We start from the raw sequence: 13,120 nt of genomic DNA on the forward strand, positions 1-13,120 counted from the left end.
GAGCAGACGTAAAATCCCCTGAATCAGGCCTGATTCAGGGGATTTTACGTCTGTTCGCGCTACTTGTCCGGCAGCAGCAGAGCGCTGTCGCCGAATTCATGCCACAGATAGCCGTTTTCGACAGCCTCCCGATACGCCGTGGCGACCAGGCCCGGGCCGGCGACGGCCTCCAGCAGCAGCAGATGCGAGGCGCCGGCATCGTGCCATCCAGTGATGAGTCCGTCGACCACCCGGGCCGGTCGGTCCCCACCGAGCACCAGATCCGTCCAGCCGACGGCCTGGTTCACCACCCCGTCCGGATTGGCGGCCGACTCGAGAGCCCGGGTCACCGTGGTTCCGACGGCTATCACCCGTCCACCGGTGGAATGTGTGAGGTTTACCAGGTGGGCGGTGGCGTCGGGCACCTGGAACAGCTCGGGGGCCGGCGGCTCGCCCGCCTCCGCCGAGGAGACCCCGGCGTGCAATGTGATCGGCGCGAACCCGATGCCGTCGGCCACCAGCCCGGCAACCAGTTCGGCGCTGAACGGCCGTGCCGCGCTTGGCATTTCGGCACTGCCCGGATGCCGCGCGAATACGGTCTGGTAGTAGCGCAACGGCCATGGCCGAGGCACGTACGAATACCGGATCGGTCGCCCGTAGCGGGCCAGGTAGCTCACCACGTCGCCTTCGAGCACCACCTGCGCCGTCCACAACCGCGCGCCGTCGGTCCCGGGTTCCGGATAGGACGACCGGATGACGATCGCGCCGCCGCCGGGCATCTCAATGCGTTCGCCGGGGCGGATGTCGGTCAAGTGCCCTGTCGCCGCGCCGGCCGAGCGCAGCTCGACCACCCATAGCTTTTCGGCGCGCGCGGTGGAGAAATGCACGGCGATGGGCTGCCCATTGCGACCGCCGTCGATCGCGGCGGGCAGGGTGGCGGAGTTGTTCACCACCAACAGGTCGCCCGGTTGGAGGTAATCGCCGAGATCGGCGAAGCGGGCGTGGTTGACCCGTCCCGGCCGCGCGACCAGCAATTTCACCGCGTCGCGGGCGACGCCGCGCGCCTCCGGTGGTTCGCTGGCGTCCGATGCCGTCGGCCGCTGGAACTGGGTGTGCGGTGTCCCGAGAGCGGCGACGGTCATCGGCCGGCTCCAGCCATCAGGTCGGCCGCGCGGTAGCGGCCCGACGCCGGTCGGGTGTCGAGCAGCCGCAGCAACGCGGGCACGACGGACTCCGGCTCGGCCCGGTCGGAGATGTCCTCGCCGGGGAAGGCGGCCTGATGCATTTCGGTGCGCATGTCACCGGGGTCGAATGCGTAAACCCGCACGGCGGGGGCCTCGGCCGCCAGCACGGCCGACAGCTGGTCGAGCGCGGCCTTCGACGAGCCGTAACCGCCCCACGCCGGGTACGGCTCAACGGCCGCATCGGAAGTCAGGTTGACGATGGTCCCGGCGTTGTCGGCAAGCACCGGCAGGGTCGCCTGGATCAGGGCCAGCGGTGCGAACAGATTGGTCTGGTAGACGGCCCGCAGCTCGGTTTCTGGATAATCGACCAAAAGCGGTTGTGGGCTTGGCCCCAGCCGGCTCGCGTTGTTCACCAGCAGCCGAAGCGGTCCGGCGGCGGTGGCCGCGCCCACCAGTGCGCGCCGGTGCGAGGCATCGGTGACGTCACCCGGCTTGGCGATCAGGCGCGCTGAATTCAGTTCTCGGACAGTCTTTTCCAGCTCGTCGGCGCGGCGGGCGTCGCCGACGACGGTCCAGCCGCGGTCGAGCAAGGCGGCGGTCACGGCTCGGCCGAACCCACGTGCGGCTCCGGTGACGATGGCAACAGAAGGGGGCGTAGATTGCGTCATACCGCCATACTGGTAGTTAAAGTTAACTTTAAGTCAAGGGCCAAGGGGAACCGATATGGACAAGCGGGACTTGTTCACCGTCAGCGAGATAGCGAATCGCAGTGGGTTCGCGCCGTCGGCTATCCGGTTCTACGAGAGCCAGGGTCTGATTCGTGCGACTCGCACGGCCGGCAATCAGCGCCGGTTCGAGCGCCAGATGTTGCGGCGTTTGGCGTTCATCCGCGCTGCCCGAAACGTCGGATTGAGCCTGGACGAAGTGGCGGCGGCGTTGGCCAAACTGCCCGACGGACGCAACCCGACCCGAGCCGATTGGACTCGATTGTCCAAAAGCTGGCGTGCCCGCCTGGACGAGCAGATCGCCGGGTTGATGGCGCTTCGCGACAACCTGGACTCGTGTATCGGCTGCGGCTGCCTGTCGCTGCAGCGGTGCGCGATCTCCAATCCGGCCGACTGGGCTGCGGCTGCAGGGCCCGGTGCGGTGTACCTGCCGAAGTCGCTGCGCCGATCACGGGAGGGGTGATCCGTGTCGCGCGTTCGGTGTGACCTCACGGCTTTCGTTGTGACCTCACGGCTTTCGGTGTGAACTGACGGCTTTCGGTGTGAACTCACGGCTTTCGGTGTGACAGTAGGGCCGGAATCCACGCAAATTTCCACCCTGGCCGTACACCGAAAGCGGAGGATTCACAGCCAAAGCCGAGGATTCACAGCCAAAAGGTCAGCGCGCCGAGCAGACGCAAAATTCCCCCAAAACGCCTGTTTTGGGGGAATTTTACGTCTGCTCGCGCTACTTGGCCTCGCGCTACTCGGCCTCGGCCAAGCGTTGCTTGAGGGCGTCGAACTCGTCCTTGACGCCGGTGGGCAGTTTCTCGCCGACGAACTCGAACCATTCCTCGATCAGCGGCAGCTCCTTGCGCCACTCGTCGGGCTTGACCTCCAGCGCCTTGGCAACATCGTCGGGGTCCACGTCGAGCCCCTCCAAGTCCAGGTCCTCGACGGCAGGCACAATGCCGATCGGGGTCTGCTGCCCGCCGGCCCGGTGCTCGATGCGGTCGACGATCCACTTCAGCACGCGGCTGTTCTCGCCGAAGCCGGGCCACAGGAACTTGCCGTCGTCGCCGCGGCGGAACCAGTTGACGAAGAACACCTTCGGCAGCTTGGATTCGTCGTGGTTCTTGCCCAGGTCGAGCCAGTGCTGGAAGTAGTCGCCGACGTGGTAGCCCAGGAACGGCAGCATGGCCATCGGGTCGCGGCGCACGGTGCCGACCTTGCCCTCGGCGGCAGCGGTCTGTTCGCTGCCCATGGTGGCCCCCATGAACACACCGTGCTGCCAGTCGTGGGCCTGCGTCACCAACGGCACGGTGGTCTTGCGGCGGGCGCCGAACAGGATGCCCGAGATCGGCACGCCCTGCGGGTCGTCCCACTCCGGGGCCAGGATGGGACACTGCGACATCGGCGTGCAGTACCGCGAATTCGGATGTGCCGCTTTGGTTTCCGTCTCGCGGATGACCCAGTCGTTACCCTTCCAGTCGATCAGGTGATCCGGCTCGCCCTCGAGCCCTTCCCACCACACGTCGTTGTCGTCGGTAAGCGCAACGTTGGTGAACACCGTGTTGCCGCCCGCGATGGTGCGCATGGCATTGGGGTTGGACTTCCAGTTGGTGCCCGGCGCCACCCCGAAGAAGCCGAACTCCGGGTTGACCGCGTACAGACGGCCGTCCTTGCCGAACCGCATCCAGGCGATGTCGTCGCCCAGAGTTTCGGCACGCCAGCCCGGGATGGTCGGCTGCAGCATCGCCAGGTTGGTCTTGCCGCACGCCGACGGGAACGCGGCGGCGAAGTAGTACGCCTTGTTCTCCGGGGAGATGAGTTTGAGGATCAGCATGTGCTCGGCGAGCCAGCCCTCGTCGCGGGCCATGGCAGAGGCGATGCGCAACGAGTAGCACTTCTTGCCCAGCAGCGCGTTGCCGCCGTAGCCGGAGCCGTAGCTCCAGATCTCCCGGGTCTCCGGGAAGTGAGTGATGTACTTGGTGTCATTGCAGGGCCAGGGCACGTCTTTTTGGCCCGGCTCCAGCGGAGCGCCCACCGAATGCAATGCCTTGACGAAGAACCCGTCGTCGCCGAGCTTGTCGAGGGCGGCCTTGCCCATCCGGGTCATGGTGCGCATGGAGACGACGACGTATTCGGAGTCGGTGATCTCGACGCCCAGCTTGGGGTCGTCCGCGCCGAGCGGACCCATGCAGAACGGCACCACCCACATGGTGCGCCCGCGCATGCAGCCGCGGTACAGCTCGGTCATGGTGGCCCGCATCTCGGCGGGGTCCATCCAGTTGTTGGTCGGGCCGGCGTCGATCTCACGCTCGGAACAGATGAACGTCCGGGACTCCACGCGAGCCACGTCGGACGGGTCGGACAGCGCGAGGTAGGAGTTGGGGTGCTTCTTCTCGTTCAGCTTCTTGAAGGTGCCCACCTCGACCAGGTGCGCGGCGAGCCGCTGGAACTCCTCGTCGGAGCCGTCGGCAAAGACCACCCGGTCGGGCTGGGTCAGCTCGGCGACCTCCTCCACCCAGGACAGCAGGCCCTGATGTTTAGTAGGCGCGGTATCCAGTCCGGGAATGGTCGCTGAGGTCATCGAACTCTCCTGAATTCTTCTGTGTACTGCGGGGCACTTTCGTCGTTGCGTATGGCACTTCTGGTGAAGCATGCAAAGGCCCACACAACAGGTTCAACCGGTGAAGCTTTACATACAGGTTATCGTGAGCAACTTGTCGTGACAGGCACGGGCGGGTATAAGCCTTCTCACAACAACGATTCAGAAGCGTCATGATTGCCCGCAAATTGTGCCTTTTTCGTTGTCCGAGGCCCAGCTAAGAGGGGGTCTCAGCGGGGCCCTTGGGTTTGGATATACCCGCTTCGCCGAGTTCTGCACGTACCGCTTCCAGCGCCGATTGCACCGTGGGCAGCTCGCGGTCACGCAGCGCGGCGGCCCTGGCCGCGGCGATCGCATATTCGCGCAATTCGGTGTCGATGGCGTTGACCTGGTCGGCCACCTGCGCATTCTCGGACTCGTCGCGCGCACTCAGCGCGGTGTTCAGCAACGTCTCGGCCATCAGCACCCGGGTGGCGACCAATTCCTCCACCACCGACCGCAGCGACTCCGTCGCCTCGCCCGCCCAGCGGTCCAGCGCGGCGCGGTCACGCAGCAGGCCGCGGATGTTCACGACCGACACCGTGGCCGCCACCCCGACCACCAGGCACACCGCGAACCCGGCGACCGCAAGCCACGGAGCCAGGCCCGGCGAGAGCCGGTGCGTCACGCTGGCCAGCAAGCGATTGAGCGTCAGCGCCACCCCGAGGCCGAATCCGACGCCCAACAGCACCATCAGCCACGTTTCCTGACACCGCGATTTCAGCGGTGCGGCCGGCACCTCGACTTCGGGCAGCTTCTCCAGCGGCGGCAGCTCCAGCGGAACCCGCATCACCTGCGCCACGTCGACGAGGTGTTTGGCGGTCCCTTCGCTGACCTCGGCGACCACCTCATTGATCCGGCCGCGCGCATAGGCCTCGAAGTCGGGCATCTTGCGCCGAGCCACCCCCGCGGCGTCCTCTTGCAGTTCACCGCGCACCGACGAACACCGGTTGCGGGCAAAGTGGGACAGCTGGACGCGGGCCTGCTGGATCTGGCCGCGCAGCATGATGGTTTGTTCGGTTTTCGACTGCCGGCGTTGGCGCAGGGCGGAACTGCGTTGCTCGCGCAGTGCATCCACTCGGGCCTGCCGACCGGCGCCCTCGGCGTCCCGATCGAACCGCTTGGCCACCATCAGCAGCCGGGATTCCCACGCCCGCAACCTGTTTCGGCGTGCGACGTCCGATTCGGCGAGTTTTCTTTCCACGGCGCCGACGAGCTCGTCGACCCGCGGCTCGCCGACCTCGGGCAATGCGGCGACCCCGGCCCAGGGCACTCGGGCGTAGCGCGGCGCGTGCGCGGCAAGCTTGTCGCGGTTGGCGTTCAGCACGTCGCGCCAGGTGCGGTGGACGTCGATCTTCGACACCACCCCGATCACGGCATCGGTGCACTCGGCGGCGGCGTCGAGCAGGGCGCAGTCGGATTCGGTCAGCTCGGCCGCGGCGGAAACCACGAACACCACGGCCGTCGGGGCGTCACCGGGGCCCAGATCGGTCGACTCGACGAACTTGTGCTGCGGCAGCCGCTCCCGCAGGGCGGCGGCGACGGAGCTGATCCCCGCCATCCACGGACCGGTTACCAGGACCACGTCGCGGCGGTGGATGGCGGGCGCACCCAGCCGCGGACCGATCGCCGCCACCAGCGCATCGACCTGGCCGACCGGATCGTCGTGAGCCGTTTCGCTCACTTCCCCACCTCCGGCACGCAGGCCTGTGACCACAGCCGAAGCGACCCTCTGGCGATGTCCGCGGCGCAGGACCGGTGTACGTCGGTCACGAGGGGGCTTTCGCTGTACCGCTGCCACCACACCGCCCGCGACAGGTGCGCGGCAGGTCCGGCTGCCGCGCCGGCTTCCGGCGCGACGGCGAACCCACCGGCGTCCGCCAGGTCGGCGGCGTCCGCCATTCGGGCCACCACGGTGTCGTCGTGGGCCAGGAACTGGCCGATCCGCTGCCCCAGTCGCCGCCCCTCGCAGACGGCGAGAGCCTCCAACGCGGCGACGGCATCGAGGACCCGCCGGTAGCGCACCTCGGCGCCGACGGCATTGATCTCGGCGACGACGGCGTCGACGCAGCTCACCCGGCGCAGCAAGGCCCGCAGCTGAGCGACCGTGGAGCGCCGACGAACCGCCGCGACGGCAAGCGCGGTGCCGAACAGGTCGAGGGAGTTCAGCAATCGCAGCCGGTCCTCCATCGGCACCGGAGAACCCACGGCCAGAAACCCGTCGAAGGAGCCGTTGAACAGCTCCGTCAGCACGGCCGTGCCGGCGGGGCCGGCCAGCCCGCGCAGGGCGGTTACCGCGTGGTCCAGGTCATCAGGCGCGGCCAGCAACCCGATCATCGGCTCCACCGGTATCCCACGCAGCTCCGGCAGTCCCGCCAAAACCACGCAGCGGGCCCGCGCCGCGGCGATCGGACCGGCTCCGGCGAAACCGGCCAGGTCGGCTTTGTTCAGCACCACCAACACCGGACGCTCAGCCGAGGTGGCGGCGATGGCTTCGGAGTCCTCGGGTTTGACCACCTCCGCGATGACGTGCACGACTACATCCGGTTGGGCGTCGGCTTCGCCGGCGCGGATACCCGAAGCATCGCCACAGCGATTCAGTGCCCGCGCGACGGTGGTGCAACCCACTTTCCGGCGTCCACGGACCGCTACGCGCAGCGGCGCGGCGGCAGCCTCGGCGATCGTCGTCACCCGCTCGTCAGCGACCTCGGCAGCAAATCGCACCAGCTCATCGACGAAAATCTGGCGTCCCCTGTCCCTCGTCCCGTCAGCTCGATCCGACCGTTCCCGGAGCGCTTTCGCAAGCGCATCGTGACACTAGTGGCCCGCAGATGCGAGTCAACCGCCGATCTGTTACCAGCTATACGCAACTGTTGGGTATCAATCTGGACCAGGTGCGGCTACATCGCCCGTTCATGGGCCACGATGGACAAATGCATACGCAACCCGGCGTGGAAACCTCCGAGCACGGAGTCGCCGGGCACTATGTCTCATCCGGAAAAGAAGTCCTACCTGGCGGACCGGTCACTGCATTCAGGGCCCGGCGTGCCGCACTGTCCAACGCGCAGCGGGAGACCTGGGAGCGGCTATGGCCGCAGCTGGGTATGTCGGTGGGGACGGGCACCCACCCGGATGGCCCGTTGGACACCCGCGGCTGGTTCGGCCGCGATGCGCCGCTGGTGCTCGAAATCGGCTCTGGCAGCGGCACTTCGACGCTGGCCATGGCGACCGAAGAGCCGCACATCGACGTGATCGCGGTGGAAGTCTATCGGCGCGGGCTGGCGCAATTGTTGTCCGCGATCGACCGTGAGCAAGTGACCAACATCCGGTTGATTCGCGGCGAGGCGGTGTACGTGCTGCAGCGGTTGATACCGCCTGCTTCGCTGACCGGTGTTCGGGTGTTCTTTCCCGACCCATGGCCGAAGGCGCGTCATCACAAGCGCCGGTTGCTGCAACCGGCGACGCTCGCTCTGATCGGCGATCGGCTGCGCCCCGGTGGTGTGCTGCACGTTGCGACCGACCACTCCGGCTACGCCGAGCAGATCGCCGAGGTCGGCGACGCCGAACCCCAGCTGCGCCGCGTCGATGCCGGAGGCAACCTGCCGATCTCTGTCGTTCGCCCCACTACCAAATACGAGACGAAAGCACAGGATGTCGGCAGTGCCGTCGTCGAGTTGATCTGGAAGAAGCGCGAGAACTAGATGACCATGAGCGTGACAGAAGAAGCCGCCGCACCGGCAACACCGGAGCCACCCCAGGTGACTCCGTCCTCGTTGCCGTCCGAGGACGGACTGACCGGCTTCGTCGGCGCAGCCGCCCCGATCCGGCGGGTGCTGCTGGTGTGGGACGCGCCGAACCTGGATATGGGACTGGGCGCGATCTTGGGCCGGCGTCCGACCGGCGTGGAGCGTCCCCGTTTCGACGCGCTGGGCCGTTGGCTGCTGGCCCGTACCGCCGACGTCGCCGCGGGCCGCCCGGGCGAAGTCGTCGAGCCCGAGGCGACCGTCTTCACCAACATCGCACCGGGCAGCGCCGAAGTCGTTCGACCGTGGGTGGACGCCTTACGTAACGTGGGTTTTGCGGTCTTTGCCAAACCGAAGATCGACGAGGACAGTGACGTCGACCGCGACATGCTGCAGCACATCGCCCAACGACACCGGGAGGGCCTTGCGGCGCTGGTGGTGGCGTCCGCCGACGGTCAGGCTTTCCGTCAGCCGCTGGAAGAAATCGCACGCTCCGGGGTCGCGGTGCAGGTGATCGGATTTCGTGAACATGCCAGTTGGGCGTTAGCGTCGGATACCTTGGAGTTCGTCGACCTGGAAGATATCGCGGGTGTTTTCCGGGAGCCGTTGCCGCGAATCGGCCTGGATTCGCTGCCTGACCAGGGCGCTTGGCTGCAGCCGTTCCGGCCGCTTGCTTCGCTGCTGACCGCGCGTGTGTGAAAACCGACGTGCGGTGGAAAACCGCCGGCATGTTTAAAACCGAAAACCTGACGGCAAGGCTCGGGTCGCTAGAGATCCAGTAAGGAGTTCACGTGTTCGCCTGGTGGGGTCGAACTGTGTACCGCTACCGGTTCATCGTAATCGGGGTCATGGTCGCTCTGTGCCTCGGCGGCGGCATCTTCGGCATGAGCCTGGGTAAGCACGTCACGCAGAGCGGCTTCTACGACGAGGGCAGTGAGTCCGTCAAGGCCTCGGTCCTGGGCGACAAGGTCTACGGCCGGGACCGGACCGGCCACATCGTGGCCACCTTCACAGCTCCCGACGGCAAGACCGTCGACGACCCCGCCTGGCGTAAGCACATCGTCGACGAGCTGAACAAGTTCAAGGACGACCACCCCGACCAGGTTCTCGGCTGGGCCGGCTACGTGGCGCTGCCGAATCCCGCCGACGCGCCCCCGCTGATCAAGGGGATGGCGACCGGGGACAAGAAGCACACCTTCGTCAGCATCCCGCTGAAGGGCAACGACGACGACACCATTCTCAACAACTACAAGGCCATCGCGCCGGCGTTGCAGAAGCTCGACGGCGGCACCGTCAAGCTCGCCGGGCTGGAACCGGTGGCCGAGGCGTTGACCGGCACCATCGCCACCGACCAGCGCCGCATGGAAGTACTCGCCCTGCCGCTGGTGGCCGTGGTGCTGTTCCTGGTGTTCGGCGGCGCGGTGGCGGCCGGTCTGCCGGTCATCGTGGGTGGATTGAGCATCGCGGGTTCGCTGGGCATCCTGCGCCTCCTCGCGTTCTTCGGCCCGGTCCACTTTTTCGCGCAGCCCGTCGTCTCGCTGATCGGCCTCGGCATCGCCGTCGACTACGGGCTCTTCGTGGTCAGCCGGTTCCGCGAGGAGATCGCCGAAGGCTACGACACCGAGGCCGCGGTACGACGCACCGTGATGACCGCCGGGCGGACGGTCGCCTTCTCCGCGGTGTTGATCATCGCCTCGGGCGCCAGCCTGCTGATGTTGCCGCAGGGCTTCGTGAAGTCGCTGACCTATGCGCTGATCGCCGCGGTGGGACTGGCGGCGCTGCTGTCGATCACGCTGTTGCCCGCCTGCCTGGCGATCCTGGGTCGCCACGTCGACGCGCTGGGCGTCCGCACCGCCTTCCGGGTACCTTTCCTGCGCAACTGGAAGGTGTCGCGGGCCTACCTGAACTGGCTGGCCGACCGGCTGCAGAAGACGAAGACGCGCGAAGAGGTCGAGGCCGGGTTCTGGGGCAAGCTGGTGAACTGGGTGATGAGGCGCCCGTTGGTGTTTGCCATCCCGATCGTGGTCGGCATGATCCTGTTGGTCATCCCACTGGGCAATTTGAAACTCGGTGGTATGAGCGAGAAGTACCTGCCGCCGAACAATTCCGTCCGCCAGGCGCAGGAACAGTTCGACAAACTCTTCCCTGGGTATCGCACCGAGGTGCTGACCGTCGTAATCCAGAGCGACAACCACGCCCCGGTCACCGACCAGCAGGTCGCCGACATCCGCAGCAAGATCGCCGGGATCAGCGGGTTCACCAAGGACCAGTGGGACGAACGGCCCTGCCCGATCGTGGCCGGTAACCCGTGTGCCGCGGGACCCAACGGGACAAGCCATCCCGAGGACAACACCGTCCGGGTGATCCAGAACGGCCTGGTGGTCCGAAACGAAGCCGCCAAGAAGATCGCCGAGCTACGGTCGATCACGCCGCCCAAGGGTCTGTCCGTCTTCGTCGGCGGTACCCCTGCGCTGGAACAGGATTCGATCCACAGCCTGTTCGCCAAGGCTCCGGCGATGCTGGTCGTGCTGCTCGGCGCGACCCTGGTGCTGATGTTCCTGGCGTTCGGCTCGTTCGTGCTGCCGATCAAGGCGGCGGTGATGAGCGCGCTGACGCTCGGGTCGACGATGGGCATTTTGACGTGGATCTTCGTCGACGGGCACGGCTCGAAATTGCTGAATTTCACGGCTACCCCGCTGACCGCGCCGGTGATCGCCCTGGTAGTGGCGGTCGGCTACGGCCTGGCCACCGACTACGAGGTATTCCTGGTGTCCCGGATGGTGGAGGCCCGCGAGCGCGGCATGTCCACGGCCGAGGCCATCCGGATCGGCACCGCGACCACTGGACGCCTCATCACGGCTGCGGCCCTGGTGCTCGCCGTGGTGGCCGGGTCGTTCGTGTTCTCCGACCTCGTCATGATGAAGTACCTGGCCTTCGGCCTGATGGCGGCGCTGCTGCTGGACGCCACCGTGGTCCGGATGTTCCTGGTGCCGTCGGTGATGAAGTTGCTCGGCGACGACTGCTGGTGGGCTCCGCGGTGGGCCAGGCGCCTGCAGAACCGAATCGGGCTGGGAGAGATCGACCTGCCCGACGAGCACAAGCGCCCAACCCTGGACGGCCGCGCCGTGCGACCTCCCGTCACGGCGGCCGCAGTGGCCGCACAGGCGCAGCGGCCGCATCACGACCCCACGCACCCGGGTGTGCCCGAGCCACCTCGACCCACGCGGGTGGCCTCAGGTCCCCGGCCCGAGCCCCGGTCGGCCCAGCAGGTTCCGTCGCCTACCGTCACGGAGGTGCCGTCCGGGGCGGCGACCGGAAAGATGCCGACGGCGGGCCAGACGCCACCGCGCTCCACACGACCGGCGGGATCGCCGCCGTCCGCGGACCGAACTCAGCGCATCCCGACCCCGTCGAACCAATCCGGTGAGAACAACGGCGACCCGGCCGACCCCACCGCCGCTCTGCCGGTGATGCGATCCGAGACCGACGACTCCGAGGCCGCGACCGAGAAGCTCAACGCCCGAGGCGAGACCGACAAGGCGCGCCCGCGTCGTCGAGTAGGCGGTGGTGTGTCAGCGCAGGAGTTGCTGCGCCGTGAGGGACGGCTGTAAGACACCCGAACTCATTCGGCGCGGGTCTCGGCGTCGTCCTTGGCGTTGTCGGCTGCGTCTGTTGTGTCTTTGTCCTCGCCGGCGTTGTCCTCGGGATTGTCCGGCTTCGCCTGGACGATCGCCGACACCTCTTCATCTTCCATCTGTTTTTCCGCTGCGGCTTCGGGATCCTTGGCCACCAGCACCTGGACCGCATTGTTGAGGAAGGCCACCGTCGGAACGGCCAGCAGCGCGCCGACGATGCCCGCCAGCACACCGCCGGTGGAAATAGCCAGCACCACCGCCAGCGGATGAATCGAGACGGCGCGACCCATCACCAGCGGCTGCAGCACGTGCGCCTCCAGCTGGTTCACCAAGATGAGCAGGCCAAGGGTCAGCAACGCGTAGACGACGCCCTTGGCGAGCAGGGCCACAACCACCGCCAGCAAGCCGGAGACCAAAGCCCCGATCAGCGGGACGAAGGCGCCCAGAAACACCAGAGAGGACAGCGGCAGGGCAAGCGGCACACCCATGATCGCCAGACCGGCCCCGACACCGGCCGCGTCGGTCAGGGCGACAAAGAACGTGGCCCGCACATATCCCGTCAACGCGCCGTATCCGGCCCGGCCCGCCTCGTGTACCCGGTCGCGGACGTCGGCCGGGATGATCTTGCTGACGTACTGCCAGATGTTTCGTCCCCCGTACAGGAAGAAGATCAGCGTGAACAGCACCAGGACGGCCGCGGTGATCAGTTCGGTGATGGTGGCGGCGGTGGACAGTGCGCCGCTGGTCAGCTTGGCCTGGTTGTTGTGCAGCGCCTGGATGGCGGCGTTGCCCGCATTGTCGATCTGCTCGACCTTGAGATGAAGCGGGCCTTCGATCAGCCATTTGCGGGTGGTATCGATGCTGCGACTGATCTGTTCGGTCAGATCGGGCAGGCCGACGATGAATTGAGTGACGACGAACGTCAGGATGCCGCCCAAGACCGCGAATCCCGCCAGCAAAACCAGCGCTACCGCGAGACCTCGGGGCAGGCCTTTGCGGTCCATCCAGTCGACCGCCGGCACCAGCAGGGCGCTCATCATCAAGGCCAGCAACACCGGCACGACGATGATTTCCAGCTTTTTCAGCACCCAGAGCAGGACGACCACCGCGGCAACGATGACCAGCAAACGCCACGCCCAGGCCGCGGCCTTGCGGACCAGGGGTTCAACTGAGGCGTCGTCGAGATGTGTCGACATCGGGCAAGCCTAGCTGTCGCGGCAGGCGT

10 protein-coding genes are annotated in these 13,120 nt (G+C 66.9%); 4 read left to right on the forward strand and 6 right to left on the reverse strand.

Annotation, left to right across the window (positions count from 1 at the left end):
* Positions 1–59: 59 nt before the first annotated feature.
* On the reverse strand, positions 60–1,121 hold the full coding sequence (locus AC5Y2L_RS03010) for an S-adenosylmethionine:tRNA ribosyltransferase-isomerase (protein WP_499934381.1): 1,062 nt from the start codon (positions 1,119–1,121) through the stop codon (positions 60–62).
* Complete coding sequence (locus AC5Y2L_RS03015; protein ID WP_499934380.1) at positions 1,118–1,831, reverse strand: SDR family NAD(P)-dependent oxidoreductase; 714 nt, start codon at positions 1,829–1,831, stop codon at positions 1,118–1,120. The genes AC5Y2L_RS03010 and AC5Y2L_RS03015 overlap by 4 nt, the downstream gene beginning before the upstream one ends.
* A 55-nt stretch (positions 1,832–1,886) precedes the next feature.
* Here AC5Y2L_RS03015 and soxR point away from each other — a divergent pair, with 55 nt between their 5' ends.
* Entirely contained in the window at positions 1,887–2,351 is a 465-nt protein-coding gene (gene soxR / locus AC5Y2L_RS03020) for a redox-sensitive transcriptional activator SoxR (protein ID WP_499934379.1), read from the forward strand.
* A gap of 279 nt (positions 2,352–2,630) precedes the next feature.
* Here soxR and AC5Y2L_RS03025 read toward each other — a convergent pair whose 3' ends face one another.
* The 3 genes from AC5Y2L_RS03025 to AC5Y2L_RS03035 all read right to left on the reverse strand — a co-directional run bounded on the left by AC5Y2L_RS03025 (position 2,631) and on the right by AC5Y2L_RS03035 (position 7,244).
* Positions 2,631–4,460, reverse strand: a complete 1,830-nt coding sequence (locus tag AC5Y2L_RS03025; RefSeq protein ID WP_499934377.1) for a phosphoenolpyruvate carboxykinase (GTP) — start codon at positions 4,458–4,460, stop codon at positions 2,631–2,633.
* A gap of 235 nt (positions 4,461–4,695) precedes the next feature.
* The gene (locus AC5Y2L_RS03030) at positions 4,696–6,201 is read right to left on the reverse strand and encodes a hypothetical protein (RefSeq protein WP_499934376.1); all 1,506 of its coding nucleotides are present in this window, start codon (positions 6,199–6,201) and stop codon (positions 4,696–4,698) included.
* On the reverse strand, positions 6,198–7,244 hold the full coding sequence (locus AC5Y2L_RS03035; RefSeq protein ID WP_499934640.1) for a hypothetical protein: 1,047 nt from the start codon (positions 7,242–7,244) through the stop codon (positions 6,198–6,200). Before AC5Y2L_RS03035 ends, AC5Y2L_RS03030 begins: the two co-directional genes overlap by 4 nt.
* Before the next feature lie 206 nt (positions 7,245–7,450).
* Here AC5Y2L_RS03035 and trmB point away from each other — a divergent pair, with 206 nt between their 5' ends.
* The 3 genes from trmB (at position 7,451) to mmpL3 (ending at position 11,871) form a co-directional block, all read left to right on the forward strand.
* On the forward strand, positions 7,451–8,218 hold the full coding sequence (trmB, locus tag AC5Y2L_RS03040; RefSeq protein ID WP_499934375.1) for a tRNA (guanosine(46)-N7)-methyltransferase TrmB: 768 nt from the start codon (positions 7,451–7,453) through the stop codon (positions 8,216–8,218).
* A gap of 6 nt (positions 8,219–8,224) precedes the next feature.
* Positions 8,225–8,959 (forward strand): NYN domain-containing protein, encoded by a 735-nt coding sequence (locus AC5Y2L_RS03045; protein ID WP_499934373.1) that lies wholly within the window; start codon positions 8,225–8,227, stop codon positions 8,957–8,959.
* A 92-nt stretch (positions 8,960–9,051) separates the two neighbouring features.
* Positions 9,052–11,871 (forward strand): trehalose monomycolate exporter MmpL3, encoded by a 2,820-nt coding sequence (gene mmpL3 / locus AC5Y2L_RS03050; protein ID WP_499934372.1) that lies wholly within the window; start codon positions 9,052–9,054, stop codon positions 11,869–11,871.
* A gap of 11 nt (positions 11,872–11,882) precedes the next feature.
* On the opposite strand, the gene AC5Y2L_RS03055 is transcribed toward mmpL3, so the two are convergent.
* Positions 11,883–13,091 carry an AI-2E family transporter gene (locus AC5Y2L_RS03055; RefSeq protein WP_499934371.1) on the reverse strand — a complete coding sequence of 403 codons (1,209 nt, stop codon included), beginning with the start codon at positions 13,089–13,091 and terminating at the stop codon, positions 11,883–11,885.
* Between the last annotated feature and the right edge of the window lie 29 nt (positions 13,092–13,120).

Source organism: Mycobacterium sp. NGS66 (assembly GCF_059812225.1).

Excerpts from the sequence above, each read along its gene's own strand:
- AC5Y2L_RS03010 (WP_499934381.1), bottom strand. The coding sequence starts at position 1,121 with ATGACCGTCGCCGCTCTCGGGACACCGCACACCCAGTTCCAGCGGCCG.
- AC5Y2L_RS03015 (WP_499934380.1), bottom strand. The coding sequence starts at position 1,831 with ATGACGCAATCTACGCCCCCTTCTGTTGCCATCGTCACCGGAGCCGCA.
- soxR (WP_499934379.1), top strand. The coding sequence starts at position 1,887 with ATGGACAAGCGGGACTTGTTCACCGTCAGCGAGATAGCGAATCGCAGT.
- AC5Y2L_RS03025 (WP_499934377.1), bottom strand. The coding sequence starts at position 4,460 with ATGACCTCAGCGACCATTCCCGGACTGGATACCGCGCCTACTAAACAT.
- trmB (WP_499934375.1), top strand. The coding sequence starts at position 7,451 with ATGCATACGCAACCCGGCGTGGAAACCTCCGAGCACGGAGTCGCCGGG.
- AC5Y2L_RS03045 (WP_499934373.1), top strand. The coding sequence starts at position 8,225 with ATGAGCGTGACAGAAGAAGCCGCCGCACCGGCAACACCGGAGCCACCC.
- AC5Y2L_RS03055 (WP_499934371.1), bottom strand. The coding sequence starts at position 13,091 with ATGTCGACACATCTCGACGACGCCTCAGTTGAACCCCTGGTCCGCAAG.